Annotated in this window: 20 protein-coding genes; 10 read left to right on the top strand and 10 right to left on the bottom strand. The window is 65.8% G+C overall.

Features of this window, described 5'->3' with window-relative positions:
• Positions 1 to 9 precede the first annotated feature (9 nt).
• The 5 genes from mreC to AC0WR5_RS02900 all read left to right on the top strand — a co-directional run bounded on the left by mreC (position 10) and on the right by AC0WR5_RS02900 (position 5,724).
• Complete coding sequence (gene mreC, locus AC0WR5_RS02920) at positions 10 to 978, top strand: rod shape-determining protein MreC (RefSeq protein WP_475866759.1); 969 nt, start codon at positions 10 to 12, stop codon at positions 976 to 978.
• The gene (locus tag AC0WR5_RS02915; protein WP_475866758.1) at positions 971 to 1,519 is read left to right on the top strand and encodes a rod shape-determining protein MreD; all 549 of its coding nucleotides are present in this window, start codon (positions 971 to 973) and stop codon (positions 1,517 to 1,519) included. Before mreC ends, AC0WR5_RS02915 begins: the two co-directional genes overlap by 8 nt.
• Positions 1,516 to 3,459 carry a penicillin-binding protein 2 gene (gene mrdA, locus AC0WR5_RS02910; RefSeq protein ID WP_475866756.1) on the top strand — a complete coding sequence of 648 codons (1,944 nt, stop codon included), beginning with the start codon at positions 1,516 to 1,518 and terminating at the stop codon, positions 3,457 to 3,459. Before AC0WR5_RS02915 ends, mrdA begins: the two co-directional genes overlap by 4 nt.
• Entirely contained in the window at positions 3,456 to 4,595 is a 1,140-nt protein-coding gene (gene rodA, locus AC0WR5_RS02905; RefSeq protein WP_475866755.1) for a rod shape-determining protein RodA, read from the top strand. The genes mrdA and rodA overlap by 4 nt, the downstream gene beginning before the upstream one ends.
• Positions 4,596 to 4,794: 199 nt before the next feature.
• A complete protein-coding gene (locus AC0WR5_RS02900; RefSeq protein WP_475866753.1) occupies positions 4,795 to 5,724 on the top strand; it encodes a 2-hydroxyacid dehydrogenase in 930 nt (309 codons plus the stop codon).
• A gap of 252 nt (positions 5,725 to 5,976) precedes the next feature.
• On the opposite strand, the gene proS is transcribed toward AC0WR5_RS02900, so the two are convergent.
• Positions 5,977 to 7,314 (bottom strand): proline--tRNA ligase, encoded by a 1,338-nt coding sequence (proS, locus tag AC0WR5_RS02895; RefSeq protein WP_475866751.1) that lies wholly within the window; start codon positions 7,312 to 7,314, stop codon positions 5,977 to 5,979.
• A gap of 155 nt (positions 7,315 to 7,469) precedes the next feature.
• Between proS and AC0WR5_RS02890 the strand changes: the two genes are divergently transcribed.
• The 4 genes from AC0WR5_RS02890 to AC0WR5_RS02875 all read left to right on the top strand — a co-directional run bounded on the left by AC0WR5_RS02890 (position 7,470) and on the right by AC0WR5_RS02875 (position 13,116).
• Positions 7,470 to 8,558, top strand: coding sequence for an AI-2E family transporter (locus AC0WR5_RS02890; protein WP_475866750.1), 1,089 nt, complete (start codon positions 7,470 to 7,472; stop codon positions 8,556 to 8,558).
• A 51-nt stretch (positions 8,559 to 8,609) separates the two neighbouring features.
• Positions 8,610 to 9,251 carry a DnaA/Hda family protein gene (locus AC0WR5_RS02885; RefSeq protein WP_475866749.1) on the top strand — a complete coding sequence of 214 codons (642 nt, stop codon included), beginning with the start codon at positions 8,610 to 8,612 and terminating at the stop codon, positions 9,249 to 9,251.
• Between the two features lie 73 nt (positions 9,252 to 9,324).
• Positions 9,325 to 11,508 (top strand): RNA degradosome polyphosphate kinase, encoded by a 2,184-nt coding sequence (locus tag AC0WR5_RS02880; RefSeq protein ID WP_475866748.1) that lies wholly within the window; start codon positions 9,325 to 9,327, stop codon positions 11,506 to 11,508.
• 54 nt (positions 11,509 to 11,562) lie between these two features.
• Positions 11,563 to 13,116 carry a Ppx/GppA family phosphatase gene (locus AC0WR5_RS02875; protein ID WP_475866746.1) on the top strand — a complete coding sequence of 518 codons (1,554 nt, stop codon included), beginning with the start codon at positions 11,563 to 11,565 and terminating at the stop codon, positions 13,114 to 13,116.
• Between the two features lie 7 nt (positions 13,117 to 13,123).
• On the opposite strand, the gene AC0WR5_RS02870 is transcribed toward AC0WR5_RS02875, so the two are convergent.
• From AC0WR5_RS02870 to AC0WR5_RS02850, 5 genes are read right to left on the bottom strand one after another with little or no spacing between them, the layout of a single operon-like run.
• Positions 13,124 to 13,567, bottom strand: a complete 444-nt coding sequence (locus AC0WR5_RS02870; protein ID WP_475866744.1) for a hypothetical protein — start codon at positions 13,565 to 13,567, stop codon at positions 13,124 to 13,126.
• A 31-nt stretch (positions 13,568 to 13,598) separates the two neighbouring features.
• Positions 13,599 to 14,615 (bottom strand): endonuclease/exonuclease/phosphatase family protein, encoded by a 1,017-nt coding sequence (locus AC0WR5_RS02865; protein WP_475866742.1) that lies wholly within the window; start codon positions 14,613 to 14,615, stop codon positions 13,599 to 13,601.
• 9 nt (positions 14,616 to 14,624) lie between these two features.
• Positions 14,625 to 15,302, bottom strand: a complete 678-nt coding sequence (locus tag AC0WR5_RS02860) for a TerB family tellurite resistance protein (protein ID WP_475866740.1) — start codon at positions 15,300 to 15,302, stop codon at positions 14,625 to 14,627.
• Positions 15,303 to 15,348: 46 nt separating this feature from the next.
• Positions 15,349 to 16,143 carry a glycosyltransferase family 25 protein gene (locus tag AC0WR5_RS02855; RefSeq protein ID WP_475866737.1) on the bottom strand — a complete coding sequence of 265 codons (795 nt, stop codon included), beginning with the start codon at positions 16,141 to 16,143 and terminating at the stop codon, positions 15,349 to 15,351.
• A gap of 16 nt (positions 16,144 to 16,159) precedes the next feature.
• Complete coding sequence (locus AC0WR5_RS02850; RefSeq protein ID WP_475866735.1) at positions 16,160 to 16,654, bottom strand: N-acetyltransferase family protein; 495 nt, start codon at positions 16,652 to 16,654, stop codon at positions 16,160 to 16,162.
• A 194-nt stretch (positions 16,655 to 16,848) separates the two neighbouring features.
• Here AC0WR5_RS02850 and AC0WR5_RS02845 point away from each other — a divergent pair, with 194 nt between their 5' ends.
• Entirely contained in the window at positions 16,849 to 17,394 is a 546-nt protein-coding gene (locus AC0WR5_RS02845; RefSeq protein WP_475866733.1) for a cupin domain-containing protein, read from the top strand.
• Here AC0WR5_RS02845 and scpA read toward each other — a convergent pair.
• The 4 genes from scpA to AC0WR5_RS02825 all read right to left on the bottom strand — a co-directional run bounded on the left by scpA (position 17,286) and on the right by AC0WR5_RS02825 (position 22,690).
• Positions 17,286 to 19,415 (bottom strand): methylmalonyl-CoA mutase, encoded by a 2,130-nt coding sequence (gene scpA / locus AC0WR5_RS02840; protein ID WP_475866732.1) that lies wholly within the window; start codon positions 19,413 to 19,415, stop codon positions 17,286 to 17,288. The two genes, AC0WR5_RS02845 and scpA, sit on opposite strands and share 109 nt — an antisense overlap.
• Before the next feature lie 89 nt (positions 19,416 to 19,504).
• The gene (locus AC0WR5_RS02835; RefSeq protein ID WP_475866730.1) at positions 19,505 to 21,550 is read right to left on the bottom strand and encodes an ATP-binding protein; all 2,046 of its coding nucleotides are present in this window, start codon (positions 21,548 to 21,550) and stop codon (positions 19,505 to 19,507) included.
• Positions 21,551 to 21,714: 164 nt separating this feature from the next.
• Positions 21,715 to 21,924, bottom strand: coding sequence for a hypothetical protein (locus AC0WR5_RS02830; protein WP_475866729.1), 210 nt, complete (start codon positions 21,922 to 21,924; stop codon positions 21,715 to 21,717).
• 406 nt (positions 21,925 to 22,330) lie between these two features.
• A complete protein-coding gene (locus tag AC0WR5_RS02825) occupies positions 22,331 to 22,690 on the bottom strand; it encodes a hypothetical protein (protein WP_475866727.1) in 360 nt (119 codons plus the stop codon).
• Between the last annotated feature and the right edge of the window lie 7 nt (positions 22,691 to 22,697).

The raw sequence follows: 22,697 nt of genomic DNA, 5'->3' as shown, positions 1-22,697 counted from the left end.
TGGGGTCACATGGCCAAGGACCGTTCACAGGAAGAAGACTATTTCACCCCGCTCCGGCGGCTGCTGGTCAGCATTGTCGTGCTGGTGCTCATCGCCATCTTCCTGGTCTGGCGCATCGACAGCCCGCGGGTGGAACGCTTCCGCGCCCAGGTGATCGATCATGTGATGCCCTCGATGGACTGGGTCATGGCGCCGGTCACCGGCACCGTGAACCTGCTCCGCGACTTCCAGAGCTACTCCCGCATCGTCGAGCAGAACAACGAGCTGCGCCGCGAGTTGCAGCAGATGAAGGCCTGGAAAGAGGCCGCGCTGCAGCTCGAACAGGAAAACGCCCGGCTGCTTGATCTCAACAACGTCCAGCTCGATCCCCGGCTGACCTACATCACCGGCGTGGTCATGGCCGACAGCGGCTCGCCCTACCGTCAGTCCGTTCTGCTGAACATCGGCGCCCGTGACGGCATCGTCGACGGCTGGGCCGCGATGGACGGCATCGGCCTGGTCGGTCGCATCTCCGGCGTCGGCGACAAGATCTCCCGCGTGCTGCTGCTCACCGATACCTCCTCGCGGCTGCCGGTGACGATCCAGCCCTCCGGGCAGACCGCCATGATCATGGGCGACAATTCCGCCGCGCCCCCCATCGATTTCATCGAGAACCCGGATCTCGTGCGCCCGGGCGACCGGGTCGTCTCCTCCGGCGATGGCGGGGTGTTTCCCGCCGGCCTGCTGGTGGGACAGGTGGCCGAGGATGCCAACGGCCGCCTCCGGGTGCGCCTGGCCGCCGATTACGAACGGCTCGAATTCCTGCGCGTACTGCGTCAGCTCGGGGCCGAAACCCTGCACCGCCCCGGTGGGCTGATCTCGCCACAGATCCCCGCCGGCCCCGTGCAGGGCCCGCCCGCGCCCGGCGCCACCGACGGCGCCGGCACCCCCGGCCTGCCCGATCCCGCCACCCAGGCCCGCGAGGGACAGGATGGCTGAGGCGATCCGCGCCTCCATGCCCCGCACCTGGGGCCTCAGGCTGGTCTTCACCGGCCTCTTCCTGCTGCTGGTGATGTTCGCCCTGCTGCCGCTGGAAACCGTGCCGCGCATGCTGGCCGGGCCCGACCTGACGCTGGCGCTTACCCTGGTCTGGGCGATCCGCCGCCCCGAGCTGGTGCCCACGCCCCTGCTGGCGGTCCTCTTCCTCCTCGAGGACCTGCTCACCATGCGCCCGCCGGGCCTCTATGCCGCCATGGCGGTCTTCTTCGTGCACCGCCTGAAACGACGGTCGCGCGGGATGCGCGACCGCACCTTCCTGGCGGAATGGCTGGCCGCGGCCATCACCACCACCCTCATCCTGCTCGGCTATCGCCTGGCGCTCGGGCTCTTCATGCTCGATGCGCCCGGTTTCGTGGTCACCCTCAGCCAGCTCGCCGCCACCATTCTCGTCTATCCGATCCTCGCCGGCATCTCGGTGCTGCTCTTCGGCCTGCGCCGGGCCGCCCTGGGCGAGGTCGACAGCCTGGGGCATCGCCTATGAAACGCACTGCCAAGGATACCGCCCTCTCCACCCGACGCATCTCGCGGCGGGCGCTGCTGCTCGGTGGCTCGCAACTGGCCTTCATGGGGGTGCTGGCGGCACGGATGCGCTATCTTCAGGTCGATCAGGCCGATCAGTTCCGCATGCTGGCCGAGGAAAACCGCATCAACGTGCGCCTGATCCCGCCCGCCCGCGGCGAGATCTTCGATCGCAACGGCATCGCCATCGCCCGCAACGAACCCTCCTACCGCATCACCATCGTCGAGGAAGACGCCGGCGACGTCGACCGGGTGATCCACCGCCTGTCCGAGCTGATGCCCCTGCCCAAGGAGGACGTCGAGCGCGCCATGACCGAGATGGAGCGCTCCGCCCCCTTCCTGCCGATCACCCTCGCCGACCGCGTCTCCTGGGAGGATGTCAGCCGCATTGCCGTGAACACCCCCGCCCTGCCCGGCATCACGCCCGAGGTGGGGCTCTCGCGCTCCTACCCGCTCGGACAGGACTTTGCCCATGTGGTGGGCTATGTCGGCCCGGTCTCCGATTACGACCTGTCCAAGATCGAGGATCCCGATCCGGTGCTGCGCATCCCGCGCTTCCAGATCGGCAAGGTCGGCATCGAGGCCAAGATGGAGGACGAGCTGCGCGGCTCTGCCGGCGCGCGCCGGGTCGAGGTCAACGCCGTCGGCCGCGTCATGCGCGAGCTCGATCGCCAGGAAGGCCAGCAGGGCGAGAACCTGCAGCTGACCACCGACGTGATGCTGCAGAACTACGCCCAGGCCCGCCTCGGCGAGGAAAGCGCCGCCGCCGTGGTCATCGACTGCGAGAACGGCGATCTCCTGGCCGTGGCCTCCGCGCCCAGCTTCGATCCCAACCTCTTCGTGCGCGGCATTTCCGTCACCGACTACAACGCGCTGATGAACAACCACCACCGCCCGCTGGCCGCCAAGGCGGTGCAGGGCATCTACCCGCCCGGCTCCACCTTCAAGACGATGGTGGCGCTGGCCGGGCTCGAGGCCGGGGTGATCAGCCCGGAAGATACCTTCTACTGCCCCGGCTACCTCGAGGTCTCCAACCGCCGCTTCCACTGCTGGAAGCGTGGCGGCCACGGCCACGTCAACATGGTCGAATCGCTCCAGCACTCCTGCGATGTTTACTACTACGAGCTCGCCATGCTGGTCGGCATCGAGAAGATCTCCGAGATGGCGATGAAGATGGGCGTGGGCGTGCACCACGACCTGCCGCTCTCGGCCGTCGCCACCGGCCTCGCCCCCACCAAGGAATGGAAACGCGCCAACCGCGAGCAGGAATGGGTGATCGGCGATACCGTCAACTCGGCCATCGGCCAGGGCTACGTGCTGGCCTCGCCGCTGCAGCTCGCCATCATGACCGCGCGCATCGCCACCGGCCGCAACGTGACGCCCCGGGTGATCAAGTCGGTCAACGGCGTCGAACAGCCCTCCGGCTCCGGCGAACACCTCGACATCTCCGACAGCAGCCTCGCCGTGGTCCGCAAGGGCATGTTCGAGGTCTCCAACAACCGTCGCGGCACCGGCTACCGCTCCCGGATCATCGGGGACAACATGCGCATGGCGGGCAAGTCGGGCACCAGCCAGGTGCGCAACATCACCGCCGCCGAACGCGCGGCGGGTGTCACCTCCAACGCCGACCTGCCCTGGGAACGGCGCGACCACGCGCTCTGGATCGACTTCGCCCCCTACGACAACCCCAAGGTCGCCGTGGCCGTGGTCGTGGAACACGGCTCCTCCGGCTCCGGCACCGCGGCGCCCATCGCCCGAGACATCACCCTGCAGGCGCTCTACAACGGCGACCCGCCGCTCGACGTCTATCCCGCCAAGGACCGTGACGCCATCGCCGAGCAGCAGGAACGCCTGCGCGCCCTGCGCCCGCAGGTCGACCGTGATCACAAGAGCCGCGCATGAGCTATCTCGAATATTCCGTAAAGACCGTCCCCACCGGGCTGCGCAAGGTGCTCTACTTCAACTGGGGCCTGATGATCCTGCTCAGCTGCGTGGCCTCGGTCGGCTTTCTCATGCTCTACTCGGTCGCCGGCGGCAGCTTCACGCCCTGGGCCGAACCGCAGATCAAGCGCTTCATCCTCGGCCTGTGCATCATGTTCATCATCGCCATGGTGCCGATCTGGTTCTGGCGCAACATCTCGGGGCTGCTCTATGCCGTCTCGCTTGTCCTGCTGGTGGCCGTGGAGCTCTTCGGCACCATCGGCATGGGCGCACAGCGCTGGATCGACATCGGGCCGCTCAGGCTGCAACCCTCCGAGCTGATGAAGATCGCCCTGGTGATGTTCCTCGCCGCCTATTACGACTGGCTGCCGGTGCGCAAGGCCTCGCATCCGCTCTGGGTGCTGATCCCGGTGGTCATCATCCTCGCGCCCACCTTCCTGGTGCTGAAGCAGCCCGACCTGGGCACCGCGATCCTGCTGCTCACGGGCGGCGGCGCGGTGATGTTCATGGCCGGTGTCCACTGGGCCTATTTCGCCGCCGTCATCGCCGGCGGCGTGGGCCTCGTGGCGGCGGTCTTCGAAAGCCGCGGCACAGACTGGCAGCTGATCAAGGATTACCAGTTCCGCCGCATCGACACCTTCCTCGATCCCTCCCAGGACCCGCTCGGCGCCGGCTATCACATCACCCAGTCCAAGATCGCCCTCGGCTCCGGCGGCTGGGCCGGGCGCGGCTACATGCAGGGCACCCAGTCGCGGCTGAACTTCCTGCCGGAAAAGCACACCGACTTCATCTTCACCACGCTCGCCGAGGAATTCGGCTTCATCGGCGGCATCTCCCTGCTGGTGCTCTACGCCCTGATCATCGTCTTCTGCGTGACCTCGGCGATGAACAACCCCAACCGCTACGGGGCGCTGCTGACCCTCGGGATCGCCACCACCTTCTTCCTGTTCTTCTCGGTGAACATGTCGATGGTCATGGGCCTTGCGCCGGTGGTCGGCGTGCCGCTGCCGCTGGTCAGCTACGGCGGCTCGGCCATGCTGGTGCTGATGGTGGGCTTCGGCCTGGTGCAGAGCGCCCACGTCCACAAGCCGCGCTGAAACCGGGACGAAGAGGGGGCGCTGCCCCCGTCGCTTCGCGACTCCCCCGGGATATTTCGAAACAGGGAAACAGGCAGAACGCCCTGTCGTTTCCCTGTTCGAAATATCCCCGCCGGAGGCTCCTGCCCCATCCTCCCGCCTTCCGGTTGGAACCCGGGCGCGCCCCTGCTAGCCTCCTGGCAAAGCCACGGGAGCCTTCATGATCAACGTCCTCTTCGCCGCGAAATCCTCAAACTGGGCCAGCTACGAGCCGCTGCTGCGCAAGGCCTTCGAGGCCGCGGGCCTCGCGGTCGACCTGCGCACCGAATTTGCGCCCGAAGAGGTCGACTACATCATCTACGAGCCCGATTCCGCGCTGCGCGATTTCACCCCCTACACCCGGACGAAGGCGGTGCTGAACCTCTGGGCAGGGGTCGAGAAGATCGTCGGCAACGAGACCCTGACGCAGCCGCTCTGCCGCATGGTGGATCACGGGCTCGAGCGTGGCATGGTGGAATGGGTCACCGGCCACGTGCTGCGCCATCACCTCGACATCGACTATTTCCTCGCCCGGCAGGATGGCCGCTGGCAGCCCAAGGTGCCGCCGCTGGCCCAGGACCGGCCCGTCACCGTGCTGGGCCTGGGCGAGCTCGGCACCGCCTGCGCCAGCGCGCTCGCCGCTCTCGGCTTTCCGGTGACCGGCTGGAGCCGCAGCCAGAAGCAGATCGAGGGGATCACCTGCCTCTCCGGGCCCGAGGGGCTAAACACCGCTCTCTCGACCGCAGAGATCCTGGTGCTGCTCCTGCCGCTGACGCCCGAGACCACCGACCTGATGGATGCCGCCCGCCTGGCCCTTCTGCCGGAGGGCGCCGTGATCCTGAATCCCGGGCGCGGCCCGCTCATCGTCGACGACGCGCTGATCGCCGCGCTCGACAGCGGCCGGTTGCGCCATGCCACCCTCGACGTCTTCCGCGAGGAACCCCTGCCCCCCACGCATCCCTTCTGGGCGCATCCCGGCGTCACGGTCTGTCCGCATATCGCCTCGGACACCCGCGAGAGCACCGCCTCCGAGGTGGTGGCCGAGAACGTGCGCCGCGGCGAGGCCGGCGAGCCCTTCCTCTTCGAGGTCGACCGATCCCGCGGTTACTGAAGGGTTAACACCTCCGGAACCCGTTAACCCGCCCTTCCCGGGCGATTTCGCACCGACGTGATACCGACAAGATACCGACAAGATACCGACGTAATACCGACGTTGGCATCGGGCGATTTCAACGGGTTAATCATATTCCGGAAATGAAATGGGACGCGCCCCTGCGCGTCCCATCTGCGGGCCTTCACGGACCCATTTTCTTGTTTCAAATATCCCCGCCGGAGGCTCCCGCCCGCAGGGTCAACGCGATCTTCAGGCCTTGCCGTAGATCGCCGAAACCTTCGCCACCGCCTGCTCGGGCGACAGCTCCTCGCTCTCGCCGGTGCGGCGGCAGGTCAGCTCGACCACGCCGTTCTTCAGCCCGCGCGGGCCCACGGTGATCCGCCAGGGCAGGCCGATCAGGTCCATGGTGGCGAACTTGCCGCCGGCGCGCTCGTTGGTGTCGTCGTAGAGCGGGTCGAGCCCCAGGGCCTCGAAGCTGGCATAGAGCGCCTCGCAGGCCGCGTCGGCCTCGTCGTCCCCCACCTTCAGGTTGATGATACCGACGTGGAAGGGCGTCACGCCCTCGGGCCAGATGATGCCCTTATCGTCATGGGATGCCTCGATAATCGCACCCAGCAGGCGGCTGACACCGATGCCGTGGCTGCCCATGTGCACCGGGATCTGCTTGCCGTCCGGGCCCTGCACCGTGGCGCCCATGGCGTCGGAATACTTGGTGCCGAAGTAGAAGATCTGCCCCACCTCGATCCCCCGGGCGACGCGGCGCCGTTCCTCGGGCACCTCGTTGAAGATCGCCTCGTCGTGGGTCTCGTCGGTGCGGGCATAGCGGCTGGTGAATTCCTCCAGCACGGCCTGGCACTGTTCGACCGAATCATAGTCGATCTCGCGGTCGCCAAACTTCAGCTCGGTGATCTGGCTGTCATAGAAGACCTCGCTCTCGCCGGTTTCGGCCAGCACCAGGAATTCATGGGTGTCGTCGCCGCCGATCGGACCGCTGTCGGCGCGCATCGGGATCGCCTGCAGGCCCATCCGCTCGTAGGTGCGCAGGTAGCTCACCAGGTGGCGGTTGTAGGCATGAAGGGCATCTTCCTTCGTCAAATCAAAGTTGTAGCCGTCCTTCATCAGGAACTCGCGGCCCCGCATCACGCCGAAACGGGGGCGGATCTCGTCGCGGAACTTCCACTGGATCTGGTAGAGGGTCAGCGGCAGGTCCTTGTAGGATTTGACGTAGGTCCGGAAGACGTCGGTGAACATTTCCTCGTTCGTCGGACCATAGAGCATGTCGCGGTCCTGGCGGTCGCGGATGCGCAGCATCTCGGGGCCGTAGGCATCGTAGCGGCCGCTTTCCTTCCACAGGTCCGCCGATTGCAGCGTCGGCATCAGCATCGGGATGTGGCCCGCGCGCCTTTGCTCCTCGTGGACGATATTCTCGATGTTCTTCAGAACCTTGTAGCCCAGCGGCAACCAGGAATAGATACCGGCGCTCGCCTGCTTGATCATCCCGGCACGCAGCATCAGGCGGTGGCTGACGATCTGCGCCTCGGCGGGCGTTTCCTTGAGCACGGGCAGGAAGTAACGGGACAGACGCATGTCTCGGGCCTTTTCAGCTTGGATTGCGCCCGGTTTATAAAAGGCGGCTGCAAGCAGCAATGGCAATTCCGCGACACAGGCACGCGGCCATCCCCCTTCATGCTTGAAATCCGTACCGCTTCCGCCGAGAAGTGAATCAATCAGGGGGAATATCCGTGCGCCTAACCTTCCGTCAGCAGTTCACCTTCTGGACCATCGCGGTGGTTGCCATCTTCGCAACCCTCCTCTGGCTGGACTCGGTGCTCATGCCCTTCCTCATCGGAGCGGCCATCGCCTATTTCCTCGATCCGCTCGCCGACCGGCTCCAGCGTGCCGGCCTGTCCCGGGCCCTGGCCACGGCGATCATCTCTCTCGGGGCCATCATCATCTTCGTCCTGGCCTTCTTGCTCCTGATCCCGGCACTGTTCAGCCAGGCCATCGAACTGCTCGAAGCTCTGCCCAACGCCTTCAAGGAACTGCATGAATTCCTCATGCAGCATTTCCCGCAGATGGCGGATTCGGATTCCTTCCTGCGTCAGTCCCTCGATGCCCTCGGGCGCACGATCGAGCAGAAGGGCGTGAAACTGGTCGAGGGGCTCCTCACCTCCTTCGGCTCGCTGATCAGCCTGATCATGCTCTTCATCATCGTCCCGGCCGTGGCCATCTACCTGCTGCTCGACTGGGATCGCATGATCGCCGCCGTCGACAGCGTCATGCCCCGCGACCACCTCGAGGTGATCCGCCGCCTCGCCCGCGAGATTGACCAGACCCTGTCGGGCTACGTCCGCGGCATGGGCACCGTCTGCCTGATCCTGGGCACTTACTACTCCATCGTGCTGATCGCCGCCGGGCTGCACTACGGTCTCTTCATCGGCGCCTTCGCCGGCTTCGTGACCTTCATCCCCTATGTCGGCGCCACCCTGGGCGCCATCCTCGCCATCGGCATGGCGGTCTTCCAGTTCTGGGGCGACTGGTTCCATATCGCCCTGATCGCCGTGCTCTTCTTTGCCGGCCAGGCCGCCGAGGGCAATTTCATCACCCCCAAACTCGTGGGCGATTCCATCGGGTTGCACCCGGTCTGGCTGATCTTCGCCCTCTCCGTCTTCGGGTCGCTCTTCGGCTTTGTCGGCATGCTCGCCGCCGTTCCCCTGGCCGCCTGCATCGGCGTCCTCGCCCGGTTCCTGATCGGAAAGTACAAGGACAGCCCCTTCTACGATTCGCGCTTCGAGCACAGACCGGCAGACGACGGCCACGCGTCGGACTGATGCATGGATGACCGCCAGCAAAGTCTTCCCCTGCTGTCACAGAGGGATGCTATGGGGCGCGATGAATTCATCCTCGGCGCCAGCAATCAGGTCGCCTTTGCCATGGTCGACAGCTGGCCCGGCGGCTGGGGCGGCCCCAAGCTCGCCCTGATCGGCCCGGAAGGGTCCGGCAAGACCCATCTAGCCCATATCTGGACCGAGCGCAGCGGTGGCACCATCCTGCCGGCCCGAGAGCTCCTGCTGGCCGATATCCCCGCGCTGGCCACCGGGCACCTGGTCGTCGAGGACGTGCCCGACATCGCCGGCCACCGCGCCGCCGAGGAGGCGCTCTTCCACCTCCACAACCTGCTGCTGGCCGAGGGCAACTCCCTGCTGGTCACCGCCGCGCGGCCCGCCGCGCGCTGGGGGCTGATCCTGCCGGACCTCGCCAGTCGCATGGAGGCCAGCCCCTCCGTCACCTTGCAAAAGCCCGATGACGCCCTGCTCGGGGCACTGCTGATCAAGTTCTTCACCGACCGGCAGATCATGCCGAACCCCGACGTGATCCCCTACCTGCTGCCCCGGATCGAGCGGTCCTTCACCGCAGCCCGCGACATGGCCGCGGCCCTCGATGAACAATCGCTGGCCGAGAAGCGCCCGGTGACACGCACAATGGCCATGCGCGTGATGGATCAACTGGAAGATTGGCGCTGAGCGCTGTAGATTCAGCGCACAACTTCAAACCAAGCAACGCAAAACCGTTACCCGCAGTCCGTAGACAGGTGCCATGATCAACGCCGACTTTCTCAACACGCCCATCCCCCCCGCGGTGGATCTTCCCGATCTCGACCGCGACGGCCCGGCCCGGTTCTACAACCGAGAGCTCAGCTGGCTGGGGTTCAACTGGCGCGTGCTGGAAGAGGCCGAGAACTCTGCCGTGCCGCTTCTCGAGCGGCTGCGCTTTCTCTCGATCAGCGCCACCAACCTCGACGAGTTCTACACCGTGCGCGTGGCCGGCCTGCGCGAGCTGGCAAAGGCCGGCAACACCAACCCCGCCGCCGACGGCATGACCGCGGCCGAGCAGCTGGTCAAGATCAACGAGGATGCCCGCAAGCTGATGGGCCATCAGCAGCAGGTGCTGGGCGAGTTGCGCAAGCTGATGGATCAGGCCGGCATTTCGATCCTGCAACGCGACGACCTGACCGAGGCCGATCTCGACTATCTCGGCGATGTCTTCCTGCACCGCGTCTTTCCGGTGCTCTCCCCGCTGGCCATCGACCCGGCGCACCCCTTCCCCTTCATCCCCAACGGCGGCTTTTCCCTCGCGCTTCAGCTCGAGCGCAAGCGCGACCGGCGCCCGCTGCAGGCTCTGCTGCCCATCCCGCATCAGATCGCACGCTTTGTCTCGCTGCCCACCGAGGGCGCACAGCGTCAGCGTTTCCTGCCGCTGGAAGAGCTGTTGATGGTGCACCTGGAGCGGCTCTTTCCCGGCTACCGCGCCACCGGCTCCTGCACCTTCCGTGTGCTGCGCGACAGCGATCTCGAGGTCGAGGAAGAGGCCGAGGACCTGGTGCGCGAATTCGAGACCGCGCTGAAGCGCCGCCGCCGTGGTGAAGTCGTCCGGCTCAAGATCTCCTCCTCCGCGCCTGAACCCCTCAAATCCGTCATCATGCGCGAGCTGCGTGTCTGGGGCGACGAGGTCATCGAGGTCGACGGGCTGATCGGCATCTCTGCCCTGTCCGAACTGGTGATCGACGAGCGCCCGGATCTGCTCTGGCCCAAGTTCACGCCCCGCGTGCCCGAACGGGTGCAGGACCACGACGGCGACATGTTCGCGGCGATCCGGCAAAAGGACATGCTGCTGCACCACCCCTACGAGACCTTCGACATGGTGATCCGCTTCCTGCAGCAGGCCGCCCGCGATCCCGACGTGGTGGCGATCAAGCAGACGCTCTATCGCACCTCCAGGAACTCGCCCATCGTCGAGGCCCTCTGCGAGGCCGCCGAGGATGGCAAATCCGTCACCGCGCTGGTCGAGCTGAAGGCCCGTTTCGACGAGGCCGCCAACATCCACCAGTCGCGCCGCCTGGAACGGGCCGGTGCCCACGTGGTCTATGGCTTCGTCGACTGGAAGACCCACGCCAAGATTTCCTCCGTGGTGCGCCGCGAAGGCGACAACCTGGTGACTTATACCCACTATGGCACAGGCAATTATCACCCGATCACCGCGCGCATCTACACGGACCTCAGCTTCTTCACCTGCGACGAGGAACTGGGGCGCGACGCCACGCGGGTGTTCAACTATCTCTCCGGCTATGCCCAGCCCGAGAAGCTCGAGAACCTCTCGATCTCGCCGCTCAGCATGAAGGCCGACCTGATCCGCATGATCGGCGAGGAGGCAGACCACGCCCGCGCCGGCCGCCCCGCCGCAATCTGGGCCAAGATGAACTCGCTGATCGAGCCGGACGTGATCGACGCGCTCTACAGGGCCGGCCAGGCCGGTGTGCGCATCGACCTGGTGATCCGCGGCATCTGCGGCCTTCGCCCCGGCATTGCCGGCCTCTCGCCCAACATCCGGGTCAAGAGCATCGTCGGGCGGTTCCTCGAACACTCCCGCATCGTCTGTTTCGGCAATGGCCATGGCCTGCCCTCGAACAAGGCGCGGGTCTTCTTCTCCTCTGCCGACTGGATGGGCCGCAACCTGAACCGCCGGGTCGAAACCCTGGTGGAATGCAAGAACCAGACCGTGAAGGATCAGATCGTGCGTCAGATCATGGCCGCCAACCTGCACGACCAGGCCCAGAGCTGGGTGATGCAGCCCGACGGCCACTTCCTCCGGGCCGATCTGCCGGCGGATGGAACCGCATTCAACTGCCACAGGTTCTTCATGGAGAACCCGTCGCTCTCCGGTCGCGGATCGGCCGGCGCGGCGGACGTGCCACAGCTGACGCATGAGCTCACGGCCGGTTGACCCGGCGTTCCGCTCCGCTCATAACAAGTCAGAGACAGCCAAGGGTCTTCGCTCATGGATGGGGACAACCTGCAGAATTCCGCGGATTGGGGGCCTTTCGGCCGTCCCCTCTTCGATGACCCCGAGGCGCGGGCCCTGTCCCGCGTGGGCGTGGTCGACGTGGGCTCGAACTCCGTGCGCCTCGTCGTCTTCGACGGCGCCGCGCGCAGCCCGGCCTATTTCTACAACGAGAAGATCATGTGCGGCCTCGGCGCCGGCCTGTCGGAAACCGGCAAGCTGAACCCGGAGGGGCGCCGCCGCGCCCTAGCCGCGATCCACCGCTTCCAGCTTCTGGCCCAGGGCATGGGGGCCACGCCGCTCTCTGCCGTGGCAACTGCCGCCGTGCGCGAGGCCGACGACGGCGCCGATTTCGCCGCCCAGGTCGAGCGTCAGACCGGACTCAAGCTCTATGTCATCGACGGCAAGGAAGAGGCCCGGCTCTCGGCCCAGGGCGTGCTGCTGGGCTGGCCAGGCTCCTACGGGCTGATCTGCGACATCGGCGGATCCTCGATGGAGATCGCCCGGATCGCCGATGGTACCGTGCGCGAGCGCGAGACCTCAGCCCTCGGCCCGCTCAAGCTGCAGGACGTCAAGGGCGGCAAGAAGGGCCGCAAGACATATATCCGAGACGAGGTCGAGAAGCTCTTCGATGCAATCGGCACCGACCGCAACCGCCTGTTCCTGGTCGGTGGCTCGTGGCGGGCCATCGCCCGGATCGACATGGAACGCCGTGGCTATCCGCTGCACGTGCTGCACGAATACCGCATGTCCGCACGCTCCATCCGCGAGACGGCAAAGTTCATCGAGGAACAGGATCTCGACGTGCTGCGCAAGCGTTGCAGCCTGTCCTCCACCCGGATGAACCTGGTGCCCCTGGCCTCCGAGGTGCTGCTCGAAGTCGTGCGTAGGTTCAAACCGCACGACATCGCCATTTCCTCCTACGGGATTCGCGAGGGGCTGCTCTACGAGCAGATGCCGCAGAAGCTCCGCGACCGCGATCCGCTGATCGAGAGCTGCCGCTTCGCCGAGCAGAAGGATGCCCGCCAGCCCGGCTTCGGCCGCACGCTCTATCAATTCATCCAGCCGCTGTTCAAATCCGCGCGGCCCGACCGCAAGCGCCTGATCAAGGCCGCCTGCCTGTTGCATGACGTGACATGGCGTGCCCACCCCGACTACCGGGGCGAGGCCTGTTTCGACAATGCCACCCGCGCCAACCTCGGCGGCCTCAAGCATTCCGAGCGGGTCTTCCTGGGTGTCGCCCTGCTGCACCGCTACCGCAACAAGCGCAACGGCACCCATTTCGAGAACCTCTACGAGCTGCTCACCGAGGACGACCTTCGCCAGGCCGAGATCCTGGGCAAGGCGATGCGCTTCGGGGCCATGCTCTGGCCCGAGCGCGACGCCGAAATCGGCGAGCTGAAGTGGTTCCCGAAGAAGAAGATCATCGAGCTGAAGCTGCCCGAACAGGCCTGGCCGCTCTTCGGCGAAGTTGCCGAGGCCCGCTTCAAGTCTCTGGCAAATTCCCTCGACGCAGAGATTTCGCTCAAGCTCGGCCCGAACCGCGGCTGAGTGGCGTCTACAGGTCGACGGAGCCGTCGGGGTTCTGTCCGGGCACCGGCGGCATGTATTGCGGCGCCTCGTCCTTGCGGCGGATCAGGATATCGCCGTTCGGCAGCACCTGCGGGGCCTCGTAGTTCGAGAAATCCTTGATCTGTTCCATGATCCCGGCAAGGGCCGGCCCCATCTGATCGATGAAGCTGCGCAGCGCGGGGCCGGCACGGTCGGCCAGCTCGGCGAACTGGTCGCCGCTCTCGTCCATCAGACCCGGCAGGCGCTGCTGGAATTGCTTCAGGGCCTCTCCGAAACGATCGGCCAGGTCGCCCAGGCCCTCGTCGGTCTCGGGCGCGGTCTGCGGGGCCTCGCTGCCATTGGCGGGCGGCATGGTTTCCTGCTGCGCCATCAGGGGCAGCGGCGCGGCCAGCGGCAGCGCAAGGGTCAGGGCAAGCATCATCCGTTTCATGCAGTCAGATATAGGCCGCAAAGATGACAGCTCAAAGGCGTGCAGGCAGCGGAATGTCGATCGTCACCGGGAAGTGATCTGACGCGAGAAGTAGCGCCTCATGCAACTCGGGCGTGTCCCAACAGGCCGGGTTGTCGAATGGATGCCAGATCCGCCACTGCGGCTTCAGTGCGGCAAGGTCCGGCGAGACCATGATGTAATCCAGCAGCGCCTGCAGATACCGATCCTGCTGCGGGATATGAAACCGTGCCGTTGTGGGCGGTGCGCTCAGCCGGCTGCGGAAGGCCTGTGCCGCGTTCGGGTCATAGAGACAGGGCTCAGGCGGCTCGCCCAGGAGGATCTCCACCGAGGACCGTCCGAATAGATGCTCATATTCATCCAGGCCCGGTCCGTCGTTCAGGTCCCCTGCCACGATCACGCTCTCGCCTGCCGCCAGGTGCCCCTCGACCCGCCGCCGCAGCCAGATCGCCTGAGCCAGCTGCTTGCGCCGGTTCGCAATGGCCAGGCGCATCACCTGCTGCGGGTTCGTCGCGCCATGCGGCGCCTTGGATTTCAGATGCGCACCGATCAGGCGGATCTGCTGCCCCTCCGCCGTGGTCACCGCCAGCTCCAGCGGCGGCTTGGAAAAGCTCACCCGGTCCTTGTGGGCATCCACGTCCAGGTCGATCTCGAATGTCCGGTCAAAGCGCGGCGCCCCGTCGCTCTCCTCGGGATCATGGCGCACCGTCAGCCGCGCCGGATCGTAGAGCAGCGCAATCTCCTGCTGGGTCTCGTTCGCAAAGCCGATGGCGACTTCGGTCGTGCGCAGGCCGAAGGCCCGGGCGAAATTCCGCAGCGCCCGCACTGTAGAGCGCCGGGTGCCGGTGTCGGGCGCCTCGATCACCATCACCGCGTCCGCGTCCATCGCGGTGAACACCAGGCCCAGAGCCTCTGCCTGCGCCGCATGGGTCACGTCGCGGCGCCGCGACCAGCCGCCATCCATCACCAACACGCCCTCATCGTCGAAGAGCGCGTCGAACCATTCCACGTTGTAGGTTGCCAGGCGCATCGCCACGCCTCAGGCAGCCGCCTGGATCTCTTCCCAGGCACGGTTGATGTCGATCATCCGCTTCTCGGCCATCTTCACCGCCTCTTCGGGCAGCCCCCTCGCGATCATCCGGTCGGGGTGGCTGTCGCGCACCGCCTGCCTCCAGGCCGCCTTGGCCTCCTCGAGCGAGGCCCCGTCGGGCACACCAAGCACGGCATAGGGATCCGGCTCCGCATCCGGCACGAAACGCGCCCGCAACCGTCGGAACTGGCTCTCCTGCAGGCCAAAGATCGCCGCCACGTTCAGCAGGAACTCATCTTCCGCCTCGTGATAGGTGCCATCCGCCACCGCGATATGGAACAGCCCCTCCATCAGGTCGCAGAGCACCGGGCTCTCCGGGCCGAACATCTTCGCGATGCGGCGGGCATATTCCTCGTAGCCGGCCACGTCCTGCCGCGCCATGTTGAAGACCTTGGCGGCGTTGTCTTCCTCCGCCGGCGGGATCTGGAAGACCTCGCGAAAGGCGGTCACCTCGTTGCGGGTCACAAGGCCATCGGCCTTGGCCATCTTCGCGCCCAGGGCAATGACGGCAATGGTAAAGGCGATGCTGCGCTCGGGCGGCGCCCGCAGCCTGTCAAAGACGGCCGAGAGTGACTCGCCTTTTGCAAGTGCCTGAAGCGCTTCGGATATGCGGGACCAGATGGACATGCGGATACTTTAGCGTGACCGTTTCGGGAAGTCCCGCGTATTGGCGTCACTCGGCATAGCCGGGGTCCATAAGTCGCGCCTTGCCGGTCATCAGCAGCCCCAGTTGCCACGGAACGCAGCGCACCTCGGTGACCGCGCGTCGCAATTCCGCCTTCAGGGTACGGTGCCGCCCCCTGTCGCCGTCAAGGTCGCTGTCCAGCTGCAGGTTCTGCACCGCAAGGCCCGGGGTCATCATGCCCACGCCCATCTGCCGGTAGATCGGCGAGACATTCGGGGAAAAGAGCAGGTGATCGGTGGGAAACCGGATCAGGAAATCGCTGTCCAGGATCAGCTGCATCACCCGGCGGCGGATATAGAAGGCTGCCGAGCCCCCGGTGCGCAGGTAGAGCCGGCGCAGTTGCCGCGGCACCCTGGCGCCCGGCAATTCTGCGATTGGCTCGCTCATCAGCTTCTTCGGCTTGTTCTCCACCCGCTTCTCAAGCTGCACCAGACCGATGTCATCGGGAATCCAGCTGTCGTCCCGGCAAAAGACGGCAAAGTCCTGCGCCAGCGTGGCATCGTCCTCCAGCATGATCACCCCGTCGTCGGGGTCGCCCGGCTCGGCCAGGATCGTCTCGCAGAGCCGCAGCAGCGAGCTTGCCCGCCCCTGGCTGCCCCGCCCCATCGGGATGATATGCCCGCGGTCGGCCACCCGAGGATGCAACCGCCCCGCCGGCATCGCCTTGGCGTCAACCGCGGAGGCCCGGTGCCATTTCAGGCCCATCCCATCCAATTGCTGTCCCAGAGCCGAGAGCCTGTCCTGACGTCGGTCAAGGTTCACGATGTAGATCGGTAAGGTCATCGGCGCGTCTCTCGGGTCAAAGGATCTTCTGCATCAGCACGAGGTCGAGCCAGCGGCCGAACTTGCGCCCGACCTGCGGCATTGTCCCCACGGTTTCATAGCCAACCGCCGCGTGAAAGGCGACGCCGCCGGCATTTTCGCCCGAAACCCCTGCCACCATGACATGCGCTCCGCGCTCTCGCGCGTGATCTTCCACTGCGGCCATCAGGGCGCGCCCTGCGCCCCTGCCCCGCCCGTCCGGGGCAAGGATGATCGTGTGTTCCATCGCGTGCACATAGCCATCGCCTCCGCGAAACTGGTCATAGGAGGCAAAGCCCAGGACTTCACCGGCCTCCTCTGCCACAAACGTTTCGCGCCCGGCAGCCCTACGGGTCTCGACGTAGACAGGCAGGCTTTCAGCGGTCTTTTCCTCCGAGGCGAAGGTAATCGTCGTCTCTCGATAGACCGGCTGCCAGATTTCCAGCACCCGGGGATAATCGCGCGGCTCCACGGGTCGGATGGTCAGCGGCATGGGGATCTCCATTTTTGCGCGGTATTTTTGCCTCTTGCGCCAAAATGGCAATATGCTCTCGCGCACCTTTGCGGCCGGTTCTGCCCACGTCATGCACAGATTGCCCGGGCACCACGGGCCTTCTCGGGGGGCGCAGGCTCTGGTCAATCCCGTCTGATCGGTGAAACCATACCGCGCGACAACACGAGGCCGCCTTGACCACCGCCCGCGACATGATCGACGCGCTCAACCTCACGCCGTACCCCGAGGGCGGCTGGCACAGCGACACCTGGCAGCCCGAGTGGACCGGCGTCCAACGCCCAGGCGTTTCCGCGATCTATTACCTGCTGGAAGAAGGTCAGAGCTGCCACTGGCACCGCATCGATTGCGACAAGACGTGGTATTTCCACGCCGGGCATCCGCTGCGCTGCTCCGTCGCGGCGGGTGACGCCGACGGGCCGGTCGACAACTGGCTCTGCCTCGACGTGACGGCAGGCAAGCGGCCCAGCCATTGCATCCCGCGCCAGATGTGGCAGTCGGCCTCTGCCGAGCGGGGCTGGGCACTGGTCTCCTGCGTGGTCTCCCCCGCCTTCACATTCGACGGATGGACGCTGGCAGGGCCGGGCTGGACGCCCGGCCCCATATCGCCAGATCAGTCGCGCGCAGCGCGGATCAGTTTCAGGATTTCGGAGGCAGCCGCAGGGATGTTGGTGCCCGGGCCAAAGATCGCCTTTACCCCGGCCTTTTCCAGGAACTCGTAGTCCTGGTGGGGGATCACGCCGCCGCAGATCACGAGGATGTCGCCGGCGTCCTTGTCCTTCAGGGCCTGGATCAGCTGCGGCGCCAGGGTCTTGTGCCCCGCCGCCTGACTGCTGATGCCCACGACGTGCACGTCGTTGTCGATGGCGTCCTGCGCGGCCTCTTCGGGCGTCTGGAACAGCGGGCCCACGTCCACGTCGAACCCGATGTCGGCAAAGGCCGTGGCGATCACCTTCGCTCCGCGGTCGTGACCGTCCTGCCCCATCTTCACCACGAGCAGGCGCGGCCGGCGGCCCTCCTCCTCGGCGAATTTCTCCACGTCCTTCTGGATGGCGGCAAAGCCCTCATCCCCTTCGTAGGCGGCCCCGTAGACACCGGCGAGAGTCTTAACCTCGGCCCGGTGACGGCCGAATTCCTTCTCCATTGCCATGCTGATCTCTCCGACAGAGGCGCGGGCGCGCGCGGCTTCCACCGCCGCTTCCAGCAGGTTGCCGCCTTCCTTCGCGCGCCGGGTCAGCTCGTCCAGCGCAACGGTGCAGGCGTCTTCGTCCCGCTCGGCGCGGATCTTCTCGAGCCGGGCGATCTGGCTGGCGCGGACCTTCACGTTGTCCACGTCCAGGATATCGATCGGGTCTTCCTTGTCCTTGCGGTACTTGTTGACGCCGACGATCACTTCCTCTCCGCGGTCGATCATCGCCTGCCGCTTGGCCGCGCTCTCCTCGATGCGCAGCTTGGGCATTCCAGAGGCCACGGCCTTGGTCATGCCGCCCATCTCCTCGACCTCCTGCATCAGCGCCCAGGCCTTCTCGATCAGCTCGTTGGTCAGGCTCTCGATATAGTAGGAGCCCGCCAGCGGATCGACCACGTTGGTCACGCCGGTCTCTTCCTGCAATACCAGCTGGGTGTTGCGGGCGATCCGCGCGCTGAAATCCGTGGGCAGGGCGATGGCCTCGTCCAGCGCATTGGTGTGCAGCGACTGCGTTCCCCCCAGAACCGCGCTCATCGCCTCGTAGGCGGTGCGGATGACGTTGTTGTAGGGATCCTGTTCCTGCAGCGACACGCCCGAGGTCTGGCAGTGGGTCCGAAGCATCTTCGAGCGCTCGCTCTGCGCCCCGAACTCGGTCATCACCCGGTGCCACAGCGTACGCGCCGCGCGCAGCTTGGCGATCTCCATGAAGAAGTTCATGCCGATGGCAAAGAAGAAGCTCAGCCGCCCGGCAAACTTGTCCACGTCCATCCCCGCATTGGTGGCCGCGCGCACGTACTCCCTGCCATCGGCCAGCGTATAGGCCAGCTCCTGCACCAGGTTCGCGCCCGCTTCCTGCATGTGGTAGCCGGAGATCGAGATCGAGTTGAACTTGGGCATCTCGTTCGAGGTGTACTCGATGATGTCCGAGATGATGCGCATCGAGGGTTCGGGCGGATAGATGTAGGTGTTCCGCACCATGAACTCTTTCAGGATGTCGTTCTGGATCGTGCCCGACAGCAGCGCCTTGTCATGCCCCTGCTCCTCGCCCGCCACGATGAAGCTCGCCAGGATCGGGATCACCGCGCCGTTCATCGTCATCGAGACGGAGACCTTGTCGAGCGGGATGCCGTCGAACAGGATCTTCATGTCCTCGACGCTGTCGATGGCCACGCCGGCCTTGCCGACATCGCCAACCACCCGCGGGTGGTCGCTGTCATAGCCGCGGTGCGTCGCCAGGTCGAACGCCACCGAAACGCCCTGCTGCCCCGCCGCCAGGTTGCGCCGGTAGAAGGCGTTGCTCTCCTCCGCGGTCGAGAACCCGGCGTACTGCCGGATCGTCCAGGGCCGGCCGGCATACATCGTTGCCTTCACGCCCCGGGTGAAGGGGCCAAACCCCGGCAGGCTACCCATGTGGGGCAGCTCCGCCGTGTCCTCTTCGGTGTAGAGTGGCTTGACGTCGATCTCTTCCAGCGTGTGCCAGGTCAGGTCTTCCAGCGGCCGCCCGCGAAGTTCCTTCTCGGCGAGCTTGGCCCATGCGTCCGTCTTCGATGTCATTGGCGTTTTCCCTTGTCTTCCCCTCCGGACGTGCCGTCCGGCCCTCGCGTCGTTGGCCCGCCCACCACTTGGCAGGCAGGCCGGGCGCCTCATTCGAATTCCATGATCACTTCATCCACGGCCAGGCTGTCGCCGGCGGCGGCATTGACCTTGGTCACTACGGCCTTCTTCTCGGCCCGCAGGATGTTTTCCATCTTCATGGCCTCGATGGTGCAGAGGGCCTGGCCCTCCTGCACTTCCTGCCCCTCCTCCACGTCGATCTTCACGACCAGGCCCGGCATCGGGCAGAGCAGCATCTTCGAGGTATCCGGCGGCATCTTCTCGGGCATCAGCTCGGCCAGACGTGCCTGCACCGGGTTGCGCACATGCACCTTCATGTCGGCGCCCCGGTTACGGATGCGGAACCCACCCGAGATCTTGCCGACCTTCAGCACCAGCGGCGCCCCCTCCACCAGCATGTCTGCCAGCGTGTCGCCCGGGGTCCAGCCGCCCTCGACCTTGAGCGTCGGGCCATCCGCGAATTTCACGTTGGCCCCGCCCTGGAAGGCATCAATCGACACCTCGAAACGTTCGCCCTGCAGGCTCACCACCCAATCGGTACCCACTTTGCGCTCGTGGTTGTCCATCCGCCCCGAGATCCGGGTGCGGCGGATCTCGCCCACGCGGTGCATGGCGGCACAGGCGGCGGCGATCCGGCGCAGGTCGTCGCCCGGCAGGTTCACCCCGTCAAAGCCCTCGGGATACTGCTCGGCGATGAAGGCGGTGGTCATTTCGCCGGCCACGAAGACGGGGTGATCCATCACGGCGCTCAGGAACGGCAGGTTATGCCCGATCCCTTCCACCTCGAAACTGTCGAGCGCCACGCGCATCGCCTCGATGGCCTCGGCGCGGGTCGGCGCCCAGGTACACAGCTTGGCGATCATCGGGTCATAGTACATGCTGATCTCGCCGCCCTCGTAGACGCCGGTGTCGTTGCGCACCGCCGTCACGCCCTCGGGCGCCTCCCCCTGCCACTTGCCGTTCACAAGCAGCGGCCCCGCGGCCACTTCCGCCGGCGGGTTGTACTTCACCAGCCGCCCGATCGAGGGCAGGAAGTTGCGATAGGGATCCTCGGCATAGAGGCGGTTCTCGATGGCCCAGCCGGTCAGCTTCACGTCGTCCTGGGTGATGGTCAGCGGCTCGCCATTGGCAACGCGGATCATCTGTTCCACCAGGTCGACACCGGTGATCAGTTCGGTCACCGGGTGTTCCACCTGAAGGCGGGTGTTCATTTCCAGGAAGTAGAAGTTCTTCGCTCCGTCTACGATGAATTCCACCGTCCCTGCGCTGGCGTATCCCACGGCCTTGGCCAGGGCCACGGCCTGCTCGCCCATCGCCTTGCGGGTCGCCTCGTCGAGGAAGGGGCTCGGCGCCTCTTCCACCACCTTCTGGTTCCGCCGCTGGATCGAGCATTCGCGCTCGCCGAGGTAGATGCCGTTGCCATGGGCATCACACAGCACCTGGATCTCGATGTGGCGCGGCTGGGTCACGAATTTCTCGATGAATATCCGGTCATCGCCAAAGGAATTGGCCGCCTCGTTCTTCGAGCTCTGGAAGCCTTCGCGGGCCTCCTCGTCGGTCCAGGCGATCCGCATGCCCTTGCCGCCGCCGCCGGCACTGGCCTTGATCATCACCGGATAGCCGATCTCTCCGCTGATCTTCACCGCCTCGTCCGCGTCCTCGATCAGGCCCATGTAGCCCGGCACGGTCGAGACCTCGGCCTCCTGCGCGATCTTCTTCGAGGTGATCTTGTCGCCCATGGCCTCGATGGCGCCCACCGGCGGGCCGACAAAGGCCACGCCCTCGGCCTCAAGCGCCTGGGCAAATTTCGGGTTCTCCGACAGGAAGCCGTAACCGGGATGCACCGCGTCGGCGCCGGTGTCGCGGATCGCCTGCATCACCTTGTCGATCACGATATAGGACTGGTTCGCCGGTGGCGGCCCGATATGCACCGCCTCGTCGGCCATCGCCACGTGCAGGGCATTGCGGTCGGCATCGGAATAGATCGCCACGGTGGCAATGCCCATCTTGCGCGCCGTCTTGATGACGCGGCAGGCGATTTCACCTCGGTTGGCAATCAGGATCTTCTTGAACATGCGTGTCCCTTCCCCGGTTCCTGTGGGCGTTCCTTGTGGCGCGTCATGCACGTGGCATGCGGCAAACACGAAAAACCCCTCGCCGCGGGGTCACCGCTGCGAGGGGCCGAAATGATGCGACATCGCCGGTCAGCCCGGCGACGGTCGGAATGGCTTTGAACGCCTCAGCAGGCGCTCGGGTTGGTCTGGCAGTAGGCCACGTTGGCAGCGCCACCGACAACGGCACCCGTGACCGGGTTGCCACCGGTGAGGACGCCGACACCTGCGCCCGCTGCGCCACCGACGACGGCCTGTTCGCCGAGGGTCTGACCGCAGGCTGCGAGACCGGTGCAGAGCACGGCCGCGATGATCCAGTTCTTCTTGTTGCTGAGCATGATTGAACACCCTTGTTTTGATCGCTTCTGCGAAAGCCAACGCGCAACGCGCACGCAGGTTCCACGATTTCGTGACCAACACCGAATACCCCATACGCCAACGTAGGCAAGCTTTCCCTTGCCGCACTGCCCGAGCGGCCCCCCGGGCACGACGAAAGATCCAGCCCCTCGAAGGCGTTGGATCCGTTGTCTGCATTCCGGGAAAAAAGGGGCGGTCGGCGATTGGGGACAACCGACCGCCCCTCAGGGGAAGGGTAACGGTACTGACACATCGCGCCACGCGAATGTAATTCCCGCGACACGACAGACACCATGCTGCCCGCAGGCCGCACCCGCGCAAAGCGCGCAGTTGCAAGAGCACACGCATGAGCTGAAATTCGCGCAATCGTGATGTGTCTCGGCAAGTTCACGCCCAGTCTTCCTCCTCGAATGCTGCGGGGAAGGATGCACGGGCGGCAGCCTCGTCGATCACGAGAAGTGCTTCGTAACTTGTTGGGTCAAAGGGGTCTTCTGCCGCCACGACCTCGCGCCCGAACAGCCAGCTCAGCCGCCCGGCATCCAGGTTGCCGCGCTCGAAGGGCTGGTCGCCGAACTGCTCCCAGAGCGCCGCCATGAAGGCTTCGTCGGCCCGCTTGTCGGGGGCACGCCGGTCACGGAACCTCTCGCGCCGTGTCAGCGGTGTCGCACCCTTGGGATTGGCGCGCCGGATGGTGAACTGGAAATCGGTACCGGGCAGGCGACCGGGGAAACCGCGATGCTTCAGCATGCCATGC

The organism is Pseudooceanicola sp. DL12 (assembly GCF_056270665.1).
The sequence above is the reverse complement of the archived record's forward strand: the minus strand, read 5'-3'. Positions and strand labels throughout refer to the sequence as shown.